Source organism: Bartonella gliris, assembly GCF_045277155.1.
GTDB lineage: Bacteria > Pseudomonadota > Alphaproteobacteria > Rhizobiales > Rhizobiaceae > Bartonella > Bartonella gliris.
Genome location: NZ_CP123962.1, coordinates 1467887 through 1485278 on the forward strand (window position 1 = coordinate 1467887; position 17392 = coordinate 1485278).

Annotated in this window: 8 protein-coding genes and 1 pseudogene; 8 read left to right on the plus strand and 1 reads right to left on the minus strand. The window is 41.0% G+C overall.

The genetic code is table 11. From position 1 onward, the window contains the following. Position 1 precedes the first annotated feature (1 nt). A complete protein-coding gene (locus QHG54_RS06585; protein WP_317993938.1) occupies positions 2-286 on the plus strand; it encodes an H-NS histone family protein in 285 nt (94 codons plus the stop codon). An 892-nt stretch (positions 287-1178) separates the two neighbouring features. Here the strand turns inward: QHG54_RS06585 and QHG54_RS06590 are convergent. Beyond that, positions 1179-2441, minus strand: a complete 1263-nt coding sequence (locus QHG54_RS06590; protein ID WP_406604541.1) for a ubiquinone biosynthesis hydroxylase — start codon at positions 2439-2441, stop codon at positions 1179-1181. Between the two features lie 186 nt (positions 2442-2627). On the opposite strand from QHG54_RS06590, the gene QHG54_RS06595 reads away from it, so the two are divergent. From QHG54_RS06595 to QHG54_RS06625, 7 genes and pseudogenes are all read left to right on the plus strand, one after another. Beyond that, positions 2628-5063, plus strand: coding sequence for a DNA translocase FtsK (locus QHG54_RS06595; protein WP_317993937.1), 2436 nt, complete (start codon positions 2628-2630; stop codon positions 5061-5063). 116 nt (positions 5064-5179) lie between these two features. After that, positions 5180-5803 carry an outer membrane lipoprotein carrier protein LolA gene (locus QHG54_RS06600; RefSeq protein WP_317993936.1) on the plus strand — a complete coding sequence of 208 codons (624 nt, stop codon included), beginning with the start codon at positions 5180-5182 and terminating at the stop codon, positions 5801-5803. A gap of 29 nt (positions 5804-5832) precedes the next feature. Continuing rightward, entirely contained in the window at positions 5833-6642 is an 810-nt protein-coding gene (locus QHG54_RS06605; RefSeq protein WP_317993935.1) for an exodeoxyribonuclease III, read from the plus strand. A gap of 66 nt (positions 6643-6708) precedes the next feature. Next, complete coding sequence (locus QHG54_RS06610; RefSeq protein WP_317993934.1) at positions 6709-8169, plus strand: efflux transporter outer membrane subunit; 1461 nt, start codon at positions 6709-6711, stop codon at positions 8167-8169. Between the two features lie 17 nt (positions 8170-8186). Then, positions 8187-9413: an efflux RND transporter periplasmic adaptor subunit gene (locus tag QHG54_RS06615; RefSeq protein ID WP_317993933.1), complete on the plus strand. Its 1227-nt coding sequence runs from the start codon at positions 8187-8189 to the stop codon at positions 9411-9413. Between the two features lie 3 nt (positions 9414-9416). Beyond that, positions 9417-11426: a MacB family efflux pump subunit gene (locus QHG54_RS06620; RefSeq protein ID WP_317993932.1), complete on the plus strand. Its 2010-nt coding sequence runs from the start codon at positions 9417-9419 to the stop codon at positions 11424-11426. 959 nt (positions 11427-12385) lie between these two features. Further along, positions 12386-17347: pseudogene (locus QHG54_RS06625) on the plus strand (DEAD/DEAH box helicase). Positions 17348-17392: the final 45 nt, after the last annotated feature.

A 17392-nucleotide genomic window follows, 5' to 3' on the forward strand; every position in this document is an offset into this window, starting at 1 on the left:
AGTGAATGACCTCAAAAACATGAATCTGGATGAGCTACAAGAAATGCGCATCCAAATCGATGCAGAATTGAAAAAACGGCAAGTAAGGGAGAAACAGAATGCACGGCGAAAAATTCTTGAAATTGCCAATGCACATGGAATTGATATTGCCGATCTTGTGAGTAAAGAGCGTCATTATAGAAATCCCAATAACCAATGGGAATTATGGAATGGACGTGGGCGTAAACCTAAGTGGATTAAAGAATGGTTGGAAAATGGTTATGCGCTTGAAGAACTAGAAGTGTAACATAACACAGAGGCAATATTTGGAAGATATGAGGATATCGAGAGATAAAGGAAGTGTGTCCTTTTTTGCAATATGATGCGTCAAAACACTGAGCTGGTGCGTTAAAGGGTGGTTGAATAAAAGCCGTATGGAACGCGAAGGAGAGTGTATTCAAGCCAAGAAGTGTGCTGTTTACCCATGCCCTTATGTGTTTACAGTGCTGATCTGTAGAGCAGCAGTTTGATGCTTTGGTCTGATATCTTTCCTTATGAGGTTTCTATATCAGGTGTTAGCTTTATCTTCTTACCATTCGTGCAGTTTAGATGAGAGAATGTCTTAGAAAATAAAATTTCTCTGTGATTGGTTTTGATATGGGCTCTATGATACGTCTTGAAATGTTTTTCACCAAAATTGATGATGTGCATCAATGTAAAGAGTGCGTTGAAAGTCGAAAAAAACAGATCATTTTCTAGGCTCTGTTTGTTTTCTTGAATAGGGTGGTAGAGGGGAGATTGCAATGCATAGATTATCACGCACCGTGGTAGTGTAAATTATGGGCAATTTTATCTTCGTATATAACTCGGCTCTAGAAAAATGTGGGCATTTTAACAATACACCTGACTAGAGAAGTTCTATCAATAATAAACGTTAATGCTGTGCGAATTCATCGATGTATTGCTACAGATTTATAAAGTAAGACTGTGCAGCTTAAAGCTTCGTTTCTTGTGATTATAAGTTTTGTTCTTTCCGAAAACCTTTTTGACATATGTCAAAATATGCTTAACCGTGCAAATATGTAAGACAAAACAGAATATATCATGCCAAGCGGTGCTACTTAGAATGGGCAAAGGGGGTATCTTGATAAGAGCAATTCGTTCATAATTTGTAAAAAGTACGATGCTATATTTTTTACTTAGAGTGGGAATCCGTGTAATAAACGTGGGGCATTAGGGGTAAGTCCGGAAGCTTCCTGAATGAAATATTGTTTCATTTTGGGCGTTTGATTGACAATTCCAAGGCCGACATTGCGGAGCATTCGCAAGAGAAGGTTATCATTGGAAAAGAGTTGATTAAGCCAATCATTGCTCAGGGCCATGCGTACAATTTCAAAACGTCTCCAGCTTTGATAGCGTTCCAGAGCAATGAAGGAGCCAATATCAAGACCCAAGCGCGCTGTTTCAATAATGACTTCGGCTAGAGCGGCGCTATCGCGTAATCCTAAATTGAGTCCTTGTCCTGCAATGGGGTGGATTGTGTGCGCTGCATCGCCAATGAGTGCAAAACGCGGTTTAATACATTGACGTGTTAAAGAAAGCTTCAAGGGAAAAGCTTGGCGTTCCCCATTCCAAGAGAGTTTTCCCAATCGGTGACCAATGCGTTTTTCGATTTCTGTTTCAAAAATAAGAGCATCAGCTTTGAGATAATATTGTGCAGTTTTATGGTGTTCGTTCCATACAACAGCTGATCGGTTTCCTTGGAGAGGGAGAAGAGCAAAAGGGCCAGCAGGTAAGAAATGTTGGATTGCTTGGCCATGATGGGGCTTTTCATGTTCAATCGTGCAGATAATTGCTGTTTGTTTATAAGGATGAGAAGAGTTTTTAAGTCCTGCTTTTTCGCGTAATTTTGAATGTGCCCCATTGGCTGCAATCAGCAATTTTGTTTGCCAAATTTCTTCATTGCTTAAAGTGACAGTCATATGTTGATCTTCTTGATGAAAATCAATAACACGCATGTCTGCGATGAAAGGTATATCCAGATCTTTTGCCCGCTTTTTTAAAGCACTGATGAGCTCTTTATGTTCCACCATAGTGGCGAAGGGTTCATTGGGGGTAACATCTCCTTCAAAGGTTAAAAGCGTTGGTTTGACCGGATCATTTGTGTATGCATCGGTGATGATCATTGAATGAATAGGTTGGGCATAGGATTTTATATGTTCCCAACATTGTAATTGTTTCAACATACGAATAGAAGCAGCAGCAAGAGCCAATGCTCGTATATTGGAAGCAGGGAGTTCTTTTTGAGGAGTAGCATCAACGATATTGATTTTCAGATCAGAGGCAGCTTGTTTGACCGCTATTGCCAGTGTTAGACCAACAACCCCACCGCCTGCAATGAGGAGATCGCATTGTTTTATGTTTTGATTGGGTTTTAAATCTTTATTGAGATCAGAATACACAATGCTTTTTTCCATTTTTCGTAGTTTGTTCGCTCTTAAACGAAAGAGGTATCTTTTTTCAATATCAGTTTTTATACAGTATTATAAGGGAATTGTTATAATTGCGATGGTTAAAGCTGTATTAATATTTTGCGGTCATAATTTTATAACTTTTTAATACGAAGGTTTTGTATTTGGAATTGATGGATGCACCAAAGTTCTTCTCCTTATAATTCATTAAAAGCGCAAAACTCTCAAAGTTCGCCGCTTATTGAAATGTTTTTGCGTCAGATTGGTGTTTTCATTGGGCTTGGGCTTTTGGGTTTCATTGTTTTTTGCGTTTTCTCTTTGGCAACTTGGAATGTTGCAGATCCCTCATTAACGCATGCAAGTACAAGTGAGATTACAAATTTTATGGGGTGGCCAGGTGCAATTTTCTCAGATTTTTTCATGCAATTTTTCGGTTTAGCAAGTCTTGGTGTTTTGTTGCCTCCATTATTTTGGTCGTTTCTTTTGCTGGCACAAAAAGATATCCACAATTTGATTTTTCGCTTTTTTTTGTGGTTGGTCTCAACGATTTGTTTTTTGATTTCTTTTGCTCTTATCACACCTGTTGCTCCTTTTACGTACTGGCCATTGCCGATGGGGTTGGGGGGGGTTTTGGGTGATAAAGTTTTAAGTGCCGCTTCTTTAATCTTCCCTGTCCCTCTTTCTTCTTTTCAGAATGTGCTCTTGGGTGTTGCTCTTACCGTTTTAGGTTTTCTGTTGGCTGCTTTTGCTGGCAATGTGGTGTGGCGGCGCAAGACAAATAAAAGGAAAGCGAAAAGTGCTCGGAAGGACGAAATCGTGGATCCCGTCTTCGATGTGTCAGAAGAGACAGAATATGCTACAGATGAAGTACCGCAAAGCTTTTTTGCTACAGCTTTGGGAGCTGTTTTACATCTTTTTTATTGTTTACAAGCGCGTTTTTTTCGTTTTTTCTCTTTCAAAAATCAATCTAAAAAACAAGAAAAGTCTTTTGATCGGATTGAACCAATTTTCTTTGATGAAAAAATAAAATGTGAGGGGTCTCAAGATAAGGCGTCCGCTTCTCCCCTGAAAAGTCGTGTTTTCAAGCCTTTAACGGCTTCGTCAAATGATGGTTTTCTTCTTCCACTTTTGGAGTATCTTTCGGTTGCTCCACCAACTGCGAGGGATATAAAACTTTCTCCTGCTGTCTTAAGAGCGAACTCTCAGGAACTTGAGGGGATTTTGTTAGATTTTGGAGTCAAGGGGCAAATTATTGAGGCGCGTCCTGGTCCGGTAGTGACTTTGTATGAATTTGAACCCGCTGCTGGCATTAAGTCTTCTCGTATCATTGGTCTGGCAGATGATATTGCACGCTCGATGCGTGCGATTTCAGCGCGTGTTGCGGTGGTTCCAGGACGCAACGTGATTGGAATAGAATTGCCTAATGCGACGCGTGAGATGGTTTATTTACGGGAAATTTTGCAAGCACAAGAATTTTTAGAGAGCAAAGCAAAACTAGGGCTTGCTTTAGGCAAGACAATAGGTGGTGAAACGGTTATCGCTGATTTGGCAAAAATGCCGCATCTTTTGGTAGCAGGGACAACAGGGTCGGGAAAATCTGTTGCCATTAATACAATGATTTTGTCGCTTCTTTATCGGATGACACCTGAACAATGCCGTCTCATTATGGTGGATCCGAAAATGCTTGAGCTTTCAGTTTATGATGGCATTCCACATTTGTTAACACCTGTAGTAACAGATCCTAAAAAAGCTGTGATTGCGCTTAAGTGGGCTGTGCGTGAAATGGAAGAGCGCTACAGAAAAATGTCAAAACTTGGTGTGCGTAATATTGATGGATTTAATGCGCGTCTTAGGGAAGCAGAAAGTCAGGGAGAAACAATGGCGCGGACAATCCAAGTTGGATTTGATCGCGAGACTGGTGAGCCCCTTTTTGAGACGGAAACACTCGATTTCAGTCCTATGGCTTATATTGTTGTCATTATTGATGAAATGGCCGATTTGATGATGGTTGCTGGTAAAGACATTGAAGGAGCGGTTCAACGCCTAGCGCAAATGGCGCGTGCCGCTGGTATCCACGTGATTATGGCTACGCAGCGTCCTTCGGTGGATGTGATTACTGGAACGATTAAAGCCAATTTTCCCACACGCATTTCTTTTTCTGTGAGTTCAAAAATTGATAGCCGAACAATTCTTGGTGAACAGGGGGCCGAGCAATTATTGGGACAAGGAGATATGCTCTTCATGATGGGAGGTGGGCGGATTCAGCGTGTTCATGGGCCCTTTGTGGCCGATGATGAAGTGGAGCAAGTTGTGGCGCACCTTAAAGCGCAAGCACGGCCTGATTATTTGGAAACCATTACGCAAGAGATTGCAGAGGATACGGAAGATGTTTCCTTCACATCACCTTCAGAAGATGATCCCTATAGTCAAGCTGTTGCTGTTGTTCTTCGTGATCGTAAGGCTTCAACCTCTTACATTCAACGCCGTTTAGGTATTGGCTATAACCGGGCCGCTTCATTGATTGAGCGTATGGAAGAAGAAGGTATTATTAGTCCAGCCAATCATGCGGGCAAACGAGAAATTTTAGTGCCTGCTGAAGAAGAACGCTTTTGAAATAAAAATCTCTTGATAGTTTTTTCAAACAATATCTTTCTTTTTTAAAGGAGGGTATTTATTCAGTATTTGCCACTTCATTGAAGGGTAAAACTGTACTGCTTGGGAGCATTTTTATGAGAACGTTTTTTTTACCACAAAGAAGAACCTTTAGGGGAAGAATCTTTGGATTTGTTGGAATCATTGTCTTTTGTTGCTTAACTTTTCCTGCTTTTTCGCAATCATCTAATAAAGTGGCACGGGCGCAGAATATTGCCAATCACTTTGCAGCAATTAAAACAATGACAGGCGATTTTATTCAGTTTAGTCCAAAGGGAAAAATGTCCCAAGGGACATTTTATTTAGAGCGTCCAGGAAAAATTCGTTTTATTTACAAAAAAATACCTTTACAGATCATTGCAGATGGTCAATTTGTGGGCATTAACAATCGCGCTCTGAATACTTGGAGTTTTTCACAGCTTTTTCAAACGCCGATGAAGTTTCTGTTAGATGATAAAATTAATGTATCATCAGGGCGTTTATTGGCATTTCGTGAAGATCCAGGAGCGGTGACGATTGTTCTGCGTGATAAAAGCATTGGGGCAGGGCAGATAAGGATGGTTTTTGATTCTAAAAACTATGCTTTACGGCAATGGACTATTGTTGATCAACAGAATTTGGAAACAACTGTTCAAATCATGAATGTGCGCACAGGAGTTCGTTTTGCTGATGGTATGTTCACTCTTCCCGCTAAGAAATAGTGTGGTGTCTATCATCGGAATTGAAAAGAATGTTCTTTCGTATCGCTACTTGGAATATCAACTCTATTCGTTTGCGTCTTGCGCAGGTTTTTCAGTATTTGGAACTTTTTGCTGCAGATGTTTTGTGTTTACAAGAGACAAAATGTCCAGATGCTCTCTTTCCGTATGAGGCTTTTGAAGCAGCGGGGTATAAGCATATCGCATTGAGTGGACAAAAATCTTACAACGGTGTGGCAATTGTTTCACGTTTGCCTTTTAAGAGTGTTGAAAAACGTTTCTTTTGTAAAAAGCAAGATTGTCGTTACATTTCAGTTATTGTTGAAGCCTATGGCAGGGACATGCGCATTCATAACTTTTACGTTCCCGCTGGCGGTGATATTCCTGATGCTGATGTGAATGAAAAATTTCGTCACAAACTTGATTTTCTGGAAGAAATGTCTTCTATCCGTGCCGATCAGGAAGATGGTCTCTCTTCTCTTTTGCTGGGTGATTTGAATATTGCTCCTTTGCCAGAAGATGTTTGGTCTCATCAGCAATTGTTGAAGGTTGTAAGCCATACACCAATTGAAACTGAGCGTTTACAAGCTTTATGCTGTCAAGGTGGGTGGGTTGATCTGATGCGCAGACATTTTCCTGTTCCTACCAAGCTTTACACATGGTGGAGTTATCGTGCACGCGATTGGGCGCTTGCTGACCGTGGGCGCCGGCTTGACCATATTTGGTCTTCTCCAGATTTAGTGCATTTTGTTGTTGATATTTCGATTTTTCGTAGCTCGCGGGGGTGGGATAAGCCTTCAGATCATGTTCCAGTGCAAACTGTATTTGATTTTTCAAAGTAATTTTGAAATAAGAACATAGTGAATAAAATGTTAATCAGTTGATTCTGCAAACATGTGGGAGAATGGATGCAACTCAGAAATCTAAAGTATATTGCCTATAGTATATTTTTATATAGTGCTTTTTTGTGTTTTTTTATACTAACAGGATGTATGGTTGGTCCTAATTATCATAAAACATCTTTTCGTGTTCCGCTAAGTTGGGGACAAAAGTCTGCGCAGACGTCTGGACATCCGGTTGCGCTTGCGGGATGGTGGCGGCGTTTGGATGATCCCGTTTTAAATGCGTTAGTAAATTACGCGATTTCTGGAAATAATAGTGTTGCCATTGCTAAAGCACGGATTCGCGAAGCGCGTGCGAGTTTAGGGCAAGTTGTGGGAACTCTTTTGCCAAATGTGTCAAATGCAATTTCAGGAACGCGCAGTTCTGGACAATCTGATATATCTTTAAGCCAATATCGTGGTAGTTTTGATGCAAGTTGGGAGCTTGATCTTTTTGGTGGGCATAAGCGGGCGGTTGAAGCAGCACGTTATGGTTTTGACGCGGCAGTAGAAGATATGCGTGCCACAATGGTAACACTATTAGGAGATGTGGCAACAAATTATGTCCAAGTGCGCGGTTGGCAACAGAAATTGTTGATTGTGCAGCAAATTGCTTTATCACAGCGTAAAACTTATGAATTGATGCGTGCTAAATTAAAAGCGGGTGATATTTCAGAGCTTGATGTTTCAAATGCGCAAGCGCAGATGGCAAATACAGAAGCAGATATATCACAGATGGAAGCGAATTTGGAAATGAGCATTCATCGTCTTTCTGTTTTAACCGGTCGTGTTCCTACAGCTTTGAAGGATCTTTTGCAAAAGAGTGCTAGGCACGCGAAGATTCCACAACCACGCTGGCCGATACCAGCAGGAATTCCCGCCGATATTTTGTTAACACGTCCCGATTTACAACGGGCAGAGCGCCAATATGCGCAAGCTACGGCGCGAATTGGGCAGCGTGAAGCAGATCGCTATCCATCACTCACTTTGACCGGTAATATTTCAACAGCGGCAGCGACAATTGGACAATTATGGAAAAATTCAACAATTGGTTGGTCTTTTGGACCTGGTCTGCGTTTTCCCCTTTTTAGTGGGGGACAGGTTTTGGCCTCTGTTGCGGTAGCGCGTGCGCAGCGCGATCAAGCTTTTATTGCTTATCGCGCTGCTGTGTTAGAGGCTTTAGAAGACGTAGAAAATGCGCTTATAAGGTTAACAAAAGAACGCCAGCGTCTAGAAAAACTTATCGTTGCGAATGAGGCTTTTCTACATTCCTTAAAACTTTCACAGCGCCTTTTTGAAAATGGGAATACGAGTTTCCTTGAATTATTAAATGCTGATCGCTCCTATTATTCGTCACAAATGGCGCTTAAAGATAGTCGTATTTCTTTGGCGACTCAATATATTGCGCTTATGAAGGCGTTAGGGGGTGGTTGGGATGGCGTAGTTGATGTGTCACGTCCAGAAATAGTTGATGGTGTTACCGGTTAGCGCACGAAGGTAGGACAATGAAAAAAAGTTTAATCAAAAATTTCATTATGAAACGCAAAAAACTTTTCCTATTTTTAGCAACTTTGTTCTTTGTCGTCTTTCTGTTGTGGTTACGTTCTGTGTTTTTTGGAACGTCTGCGCCGAATTATATGACAGCAGTAGTAAAGCGTGGTGATATCGAGGAAAGTATTTTGGCTTCTGGTCTTGTGCGTCCTTATCGGTTGGTTGCTGTTGGCGCGCGCGCTACAGGGCGTGTGGTGTCAATGCATGTTTTCCCAGGCAGTGTTGTGAAAGAAGGGGATCTTTTGGCAGAAATTGATCCTACAGATCAGGAAAATGATCTGAAAAGAAAAAAAGCGGCATTGTCGCATTATTATGCCAATCTGGTAGAACAAGAAGCCTATCTTTCTCTTGCACAGAAAAATTTAGAACGTCAGAACAAAATGATCGAAGCACGTGCGATTTCACGCGCTAACCTTGATGATGCTGCGACACAAGTGAAGATACGTGAGGCGCAAATTGCACAGCTTCGTGAGCAGATTACACAAGCACAAATTGATGTGGAAAGTGCAGAGGTCAATCTAGGTTACACACGCATAACTGCTCCCTCAGCGGGAACCGTTTTAGCAACGGTTGTAGAGGAAGGGCAGAATGTTAATGCGGTTCAGTCAGCGCCGACAATTGTTATTTTAGGTGATTTGTCAAAAATGACTGTCAAAGCGCAAATCTCAGAAGCCGATATTCTTAAAGTGCGTGCTGGACAATCTCTTTATTTTACGGTGCTAGGTAATTCACAGCGTCGTTATGAGGGAACTTTAGAAAGAGTAGAGCCGGCCCCTGAATCAATTCGCGGGGATGTGAGTATTAATCCCGGTATGGTAGGTGGTTCTAGTTCTTTAGTATCTTCAGCAATCTATTATAATGGAATTCTACATGTTGATAATAAGGACAATTTTTTGCGGACTTATATGACTGCTCAAGTTCATATTATCTTAGGGCGTGCGCAAAATGTCTTGTTGGTTCCAAGTGATGCTTTACGGGATGAGACAAAAGAGCATAAAGCATGGGTTTCTGTTTTGGAGGGGCGAGACAAGGTGGTTGCAAAACAGGTGACCGTTGGACTGAATAATAAGGTGATGGCAGAGATTGTTTCAGGACTTAATGAAGGTGATGTGGTTATCACAGGATCGCGTGATGGAGTGATGCCAGAATCTTCTGATGAACATAGCGAAGATGAGATTTAAGACATGAAAACAGAGAAAGCAGATGCTGTCCTTGTGTTGGAAAATATTGTACGTGAATTTCCTGCGGGTGAAACATTTGTTACTGTTTTGAAAAATATTAATCTTACTATTAAGCGTGGTGAGATGATAGCGATTGTGGGTGCTTCTGGTTCAGGAAAATCCACGTTGATGAATATTTTAGGTTGCCTTGATCGACCAAATTCTGGTCGTTATTGGATTGCAGGGAAAGAGACAGCCTCCCTTTCTGCTGATGAATTGTCGGCTTTGCGGCGCAATCATTTTGGTTTTATTTTCCAGCGCTATCATTTGTTGAATGAATTAACAGCATTAGGCAATGTCGAAATTCCAGCTATTTATGCGGGCTGTGCACCGGAAGTGAGAAAAAAACGTGCACGGGATCTCTTAACACGTTTGAATATGGGGGATCGGGTAAATCATCACCCAAATCAACTCTCAGGTGGTCAGCAACAACGTGTGTCTATTGCTCGTGCTCTCATGAATAATGCGGAGGTTATTCTTGCTGATGAGCCAACTGGTGCATTAGATAGACAAAGTGGACAGGAAGTGTTGCGTATTTTGGATGAGCTTCATCAGGAAGGGCGCACTATTATCATTGTAACCCATGATATGCAGGTGGCAAAAAGAGCAGAGCGTATTATCGAAATCAGTGATGGAGAAATTATTGCTGACAATGTGACAAAGGTTGCAAAAAAAAGAGCTGTGGGTGCAAAAACAAAAACAGATAGTCAATCTTTTCATGAAAAACAAAAGCTAAAAATCAAACAACAGCTTGGCTCTTTTCGTTCTTTTGCTGAGCGGTTTCGGGAGGCATTTGTTATGGCTTTATTGGCAATGAATGCACATCGAATGCGAACTTTTTTAACAATGCTTGGGGTGATTATCGGTATTGGAGCGATTATTGCTATGGTCGCTTTAGGGAATGGTACACGAGAGAAAATTCTGGAAAATTTTAAAAGTTTGGGTGCTAATACATTGACAATTTTTCCAGGCAAAAGTTTTTCTGATCCACAAGCAGAGAAAATAACCAGTTTGGTTGAAGCGGATGCGGAAGCTCTCTCTGGTTTGCCCTATGTTTTTGGTGTAACACCTCAGATTTCGGCAAGCTCAACAGTACGCTTTGGTGCAGTTGAAGTGAATGCTGTGATTATAGGCGTGGGAGAACAATTCTTTCAGACACAGGGACTCAAAATTTTCAAAGGACAGTTTTTTGATCAAAAAAGTGTGCATGATCGGGCGGTTGATCTTGTGATCGAAAAAGATGCACTTTCTGTTCTTTTTCCTCATAGCCATGAGAACCCACTTGGAAAAGTAGTGTATGTGGGGCAAGTTCCCGCGCGTATTATTGGTATTGTGGATTCACAAAATAATGCAAATGGGGGCGTCTCGAATACATTGCAGATTTATTTACCCTATACAACAGTGCAAACGCGTTTTCTTGGAACAACACAGGTGCGTGCGATTACTGTTAGGATTGCTGATGATGTCGATTCACATTTAGCGGAAACCATGATAAAACATTTTCTCATTATGCGGCATGGTGAGGAAGATTTTTTCATTAGAAATTCAGAATTCTTCCGTGAACGTATCATGGAGAGTACGCATATCTTAACGCTTTTAGTATCTTCCATTGCAGCTATTTCGCTGATTGTGGGCGGTATTGGGGTGATGAATATTATGCTTGTCACCGTTTCTGAACGAATTAATGAAATCGGTGTGCGTATGGCTGTTGGTGCGCGACAGAGTGATATTTTGCAGCAATTTTTAATTGAAGCGATTTTAGTTTGTGTCATTGGTGGTGGTTTTGGAATCCTGTTTGGACTTTCTATCGGTGGTTTGTTTCTTTTGTTTAAAGCGCCTATCCATTTGATTTATACGATTGAGTCGATGATCCTATCCCTTACTTTTTCGACCCTCATTGGAATATGTTTTGGTTTTTCACCAGCACGGCAAGCTTCACGGCTTGATCCTGTTGTTGCTCTCTCACGCGATTAGGCGTTATTACATTATTAATTGCAGGGGTTCATGGTTGTCATTGTATGAAGTGTTTATGAAGAGAAACGTAGATGGGGAAAGTTTAGCATTATTTGCCGCTCTGTCTTAGAAAATGCTCCATTCGTTAAATGGAGCGTGCTTTATATTCTTCAGATAAAAGGATAAAATTTTACGGCACAACGCATCATGAATAAATTTTCGTTGTACTGTGTGGTTATACAAAATATGAGGCGCGGTAGCTTTAGGGTTTTAACCTAAAAATAGGAGGGAGGAAGTGGAGAGTATATTTGTTAACAAGCAAGACAAAAAAAGAAGCAAGTTTAAACGAAAAACAGCTTATATCGAAAAAATAAACTGGTATACGAGGCGTGTTGATCTACACAGTTTTTCTTTTCCTTTTGTTTATTTGTAAACCGGTTTTTTCTCACAAGTTGTATGGCAAAGTATGGCAAAAAGAGGGGTGTTAGTCTCGGTAACGTTTGGTTTTGGATTCCTTATCGCTTTATGCGCTGGAGACATAGGTTCCTCTAAGAAATCCTAGCTTCCGTATGGAGGACTAGATGAACACACTTATGAGCTTATATTGCTGGGAATATTAATTGCTACATTCATTATTATGTGTATCGGTATAGCTGGTCATTGGTGTTACGATATCCTTTTATTGCGTTGAGTACCTCCAGAGTATGAGCTTGAACTATTTTCAATAGATAAACATTAAAAAAAAATCTCATCAAAGTAGTGAAATAAATTTCCAGATTCTAGTGGGTTATTAGGTGATCTTTATCAGAGATGGGGGAAGAGCAGATTCTACTCTTTTGCTGCGTGTAATATTCCATTGTCAATAGTTAGTTCATTCAGTAAAGCGAGTCATCTAAAGTCTTCTAGGTGGAACAATAGGCATTGACCAATTTGTTCAGACCCGATAGTGAGAGATGTTTTTTTTTATTGGGGGGGAAAGCATGACGCTACAATCGCTTTTACAGACATATCGTGATGAGGCGCGTACCGAACGAGACAAAGGTACATATTTTGAGCGTTTTGCTCTTGCTTATCTGACACATGATCCTCTCCAGTTTGAACAGTATGAAAAGGTTCAAACCTTTAAAGATTGGGCTCATGAAAATGATTGGGATGGTCGTGATACCGGTATCGATCTTGTGGCAAAGATTCGTGATGAAGAGGGTTTTGCGGCAATCCAATGTAAATTTTATGATGCAGCCTACCGGATTAGAAAAGCAGATATTGATAGTTTTATTTCAGCATCAGGGAAAGCTCCGTTCAAGCGGCGTGTGATTATAGATAGTACTGAAAGTGCTTGGAGTGATAACGCTGAAACAATGATACGGGGGCAGGATATTCCCGTTATACGGATTGGTCTTTCCAATATACAACAAAGTCCGATCCGTTGGGAAACTTTTGCAGCACAGGGCAAAGTTGTGTTGGAGGATAAAAAGAAAATCCGTTCCCATCAATTGGAGGCATTGCGTTTTGTGCGTTCGGGGCTTGCTGAGGCTGATCGGGGTAAGCTTATTATGGCTTGTGGTACTGGTAAGACATTTACCAGTCTTAAGATTGCTGAGGATTTAGCGGGTGAAGGCAAGTTTGTTTTGTTTCTTGTGCCTTCCTTGGCGTTGATGTCACAGACGGTGCGTGAATGGACAACGGATGCAGAAATCGGATTGCGCTCCTTTGCTGTCTGTTCCGATACACAAGTGGGAAAGCGTCGTAAAAGTAGTGATGATGTTGCTGAAATTGATGTGTTTGATCTTGCTTTTCCGGCGACAACCGATGCTGCTAAACTTGCAGAACAGGCGGGTAAGAGTGTTGCAGATAGGATGAGCGTTGTATTTGCAACCTATCACTCGATTCAGGTTGTTGCGGATGCACAGAAAAATCATGGTTTGCCAATATTTGATCTTATCATTTGTGATGAAGCGCACCGTACAACAGGGGCAACGCTAGTTGGAGAGGATGAATCCAATTTTGTCAAGGTGCATTCCAATGATGTTATTCGTGCCAAGAAGCGCCTTTATATGACAGCGACACCACGTATTTTTGGTGATAACGCAAAAAGTCGCGCGAATGAAGCTAATATTGTTCTCGCTTCGATGGATGATGAAAAGCTTTTTGGTAAAACACTTTTTTATCGGGGCTTTTCATGGGCAGTACAGAATGATCTTTTAACAGATTATAAGGTTATTGTCTTAGCAGTGGATGAAAAATTGATCAGTTCAGCTGTTCAGAAGCGTCTTAGTGATGACCAGTCTGAGCTTGTTCTTGATGATGCAACGAAGATTATTGGCCTGTTATAAGGCGCTGACAAAACAAGATCTGAAGGCTGATGTTGGGGCAGATCCACACCCCATGCGTCGTGCTTTAGCGTTTTGTAAGACTATTAAAAGTTCTGAATTAGTCCGGGATGAATTTTCTGCCGTTGTTAGAGAATATCTTGATTATACGAAAGGGAATACCGAAAACGCGCCATTTCTGAAGTGTGAAATTGAGCATGTTGATGGCACTTTCAATGCGAAGGATCGTGGTGCATTACTTGACTGGCTGAAAGCTGATAGCGGTGAGGATGTTTGTCGTATTTTGACCAATGCACGGTGTTTGTCTGAGGGGGTGGATGTTCCGGCTCTTGATGCGATCATGTTTTTAAATCCACGCAAGAGCCAGGTTGATGTTGTGCAAGCGGTTGGGCGGGTAATGCGTCGGTCTGAGGGCAAAAAGATGGGGTATGTCATTTTGCCAATCGGTATTCCCTCTGGGATTCCAGTGGAACAGGCTTTGAACAACAATGATAAATATCGGGTTGTTTGGCAAATTTTAAATGCTTTGCGTGCGCATGATGATCGCTTTGATGCGACGATTAATAAGGCATCATTAGGGCAAAATATCAGTAATGTGGTTGAGATTATTGGTGTCACACAGACACGGAGTTACAAGCTGTTACAGCTGTTGTAGACAATCTTCCGGTTCGCTCACAACCGGCACGAGCGGGCATTGGGACACCGGAATATGATTTAACTCTTACAGAGAGAGTAGAAGGGCAGCTTTCTTTCTCGGTGGATGAACTTTCTCGTGCGATTTTGGCAAAGATCGTTAAGAAATGTGGGACACGTGATTATTGGGAAGATTGGGCAAGCAACATTGCTGAGATTGCCAAGAATCATATCACGCGCTTAACCGGTATTCTGGCAGAGCCAGACACTGAGGCGCGTCAAGCCTTTGACAGGTTTGTGGCAGAATTGCGTGATGATTTAAATAATGCGATTACAGAGACTGATGCGATTGAGATGTTGGCACAACATATTATCACGCGTCCTGTTTTTCAGGTGTTGTTTGAAGGGTATCAGTTTACACGTGAGAATCCGGTATCGCGTGCTATGCAGCGTATGCTTGATGTACTTGATGAGGCCAATCTTGATAAGGAATCTAAAGATCTTGAGAAATTTTACGCAAGTGTAAAATTACGCGCCAGTGGCATTACGGATCCAAAAGCAAAGCAGAGGTTGATTATAGAGCTTTACGATAAGTTTTTTCGTTATGCTTTTCCATGTACTGTAGAAAAACTAGGTATTGTTTATACCCCCGTTGAAATTGTGGATTTTATTCTGCACTCTGTTAATGATATCTTACAGCAAGAATTTGGGCAAACGCTTGGCTCATCTGGTATACACATCATGGATCCGTTTACAGGAACGGGGACTTTTATCACGCGGCTTTTACAATCGGGTTTGATTACACCAGAGGAGATGAAGCATAAATTTTGTCATGAAATTCATGCCAATGAAATTGTGCTTTTAGCTTATTATATTGCAGCCATTAATATTGAGACAACCTATCATGGTCTGATGGGGGGAGATTATGTTCCCTTTGAGGGAATTTGTTTAACCGATACATTCCAGCTTTATGAGCAAGAAAAAGACCTGATCAGTGATTTGCTGGTGGATAACAGCACACGTCGCTCACGCCAGAAGGAACTGGATATTCGTGTTATTGTTGGCAATCCCCCTTATTCTTTTGGGCAAAAAAGTGAAAATGACAATGCGAAAAATATTAGTTATCCTAAATTGGATCGTCGCATTCGTGAAACTTATGCTGCTCAATCTAGTGCGAGCAATTTTAATAGACTTTATGACAGTTATATTCGTGCTATTCGCTGGGCAAGTGATCGTATAAAAGACTGTGGTGTTATTGGTTTTGTGACTGGTTCTGGTTATGTTGAAAAGTTAGCAATGGATGGTCTCAGAAAAAATTTGAATGAAGAATTCTCGAGCATTTATGTTCTCAATTTGCGGGGTGATATTCGCAAAAATATGTTGAGCCAAGGGCGTGCTCAAGAAGGGCAAAATGTTTTCGGAAGTGGAAGCATGACAGGAATTGCTGTGACATTGTTTATCAAAAATCCAAATGTCACGGAGCCTTGTAAAATTTACTATTACGATATTGGTGATAATTTCACGACAAAAGAGAAATTATCTAAACTTCAGCAGTTGGGTAGTGTTGGCGGTATCAAGTGTGAACACGGTTGGCAGATGATTACACCAGATGAGCACGGTGATTGGCTGGATCAACGCAACAGTGATTTTGAAAAATTTTTAGCATTAGGTGATAAGAAGGGCAGTGATAAAAAGCTCTTTAAAAACTTTTCTTGTGGTGTAAAAACTAGTCGTGATGCTTGGGCATATAATTCAAGCCGTGAAGCTTTAGAAAAGAGTATGAGCAATATGATTGCTTTTTATAATAGTGAAATCCAGCGTTTTAATAATACTTATGCACATTCTGATCGCAAGGCACGTGCGAATGCCGTGAACGATTTTATTAACGCAGATTCTAAAAAGATCAGTTGGAATTATTCTCTCAAACAAGATTTCGTAAAAGGAAGGTCTTTTAACTTTGAGGGAGATTGCTTAACGCAAAGTTTGTATCGTCCTTTTACACAACAGTGGCTTTATTATAATCGAGCTCTTAATGATAGCGTTTACCAAATGCCATGTATATTCCCAATGGAGAAAGCGGTTGAAAATAAAGTGATACAAGTTACAGGAACTGGAGCAAGAAGCGGTTTTTCTGTCTTGATGACTAAAGATTTACCGGATTTAAATATGATGGATGGTAGTAGTCAATGTTTTCCACGATATGTTTATGAAGATGCTTCATCCTTAGGAGGTAAAGAGGAAGATCAGATTCATTTGTTTGCAAATTTTGCAGAGGAAAGCAAAAAAACTGGTTTGCAGCGGCGTGATGCTCTCACGGATGAAGGGTTGGCCTATTTTAAGGCAGCATATCCTAGTGAAACGATAACAAAGGATGATTTGTTTTATTATGTTTATGGGATCTTGCATTCTGAGGATTATCGTGCACGTTATGCGCATAATTTGTCTAAAGAATTGCCACGTATTCCAACAGTTAAAAAGGTAGAGGATTTTTGGGCTTTTGTAACAGCGGGGCGAAAGCTTGGCGATTTGCATATGAATTATGAAGAGGTTGAGCCATATCCTGTTACCTATAAACAGGGTGATCCACGCACTTGGATAATTTCTGATGAGGTGCGTTTCTACCGTGTTGAAGCGATGAAATTTGCTGGTAAGCGGGGTGCTATTGACAAAAGTACAGTGATTTATAATGCACATATCACGATGCAGAATATTCCTCTTGAAGCTTATGAGTATGTGGTCAATGGTAGGCCTGCTCTTGAATGGGTTATGGAGCGGCAGGTTGTCAAAACGGATAAAGCAAGCGGGATTGTTAATGATGCCAATCACTATGCTGTTGAGACGGTGGGTAATCCTGCTTATCCATTGGAATTGTTTCAACGGGTTATTACGGTAAGCTTGGAAACAATGAAAATTGTTCGCAGTTTGCCAAAATTGGAAATAAAAGATACGGAAAATGTTAAGTTAGCCGTTGTGTCATAAAACAGCGTCTTTTTGGGGTGCAGTGATAAAACACCATCGTTTAGA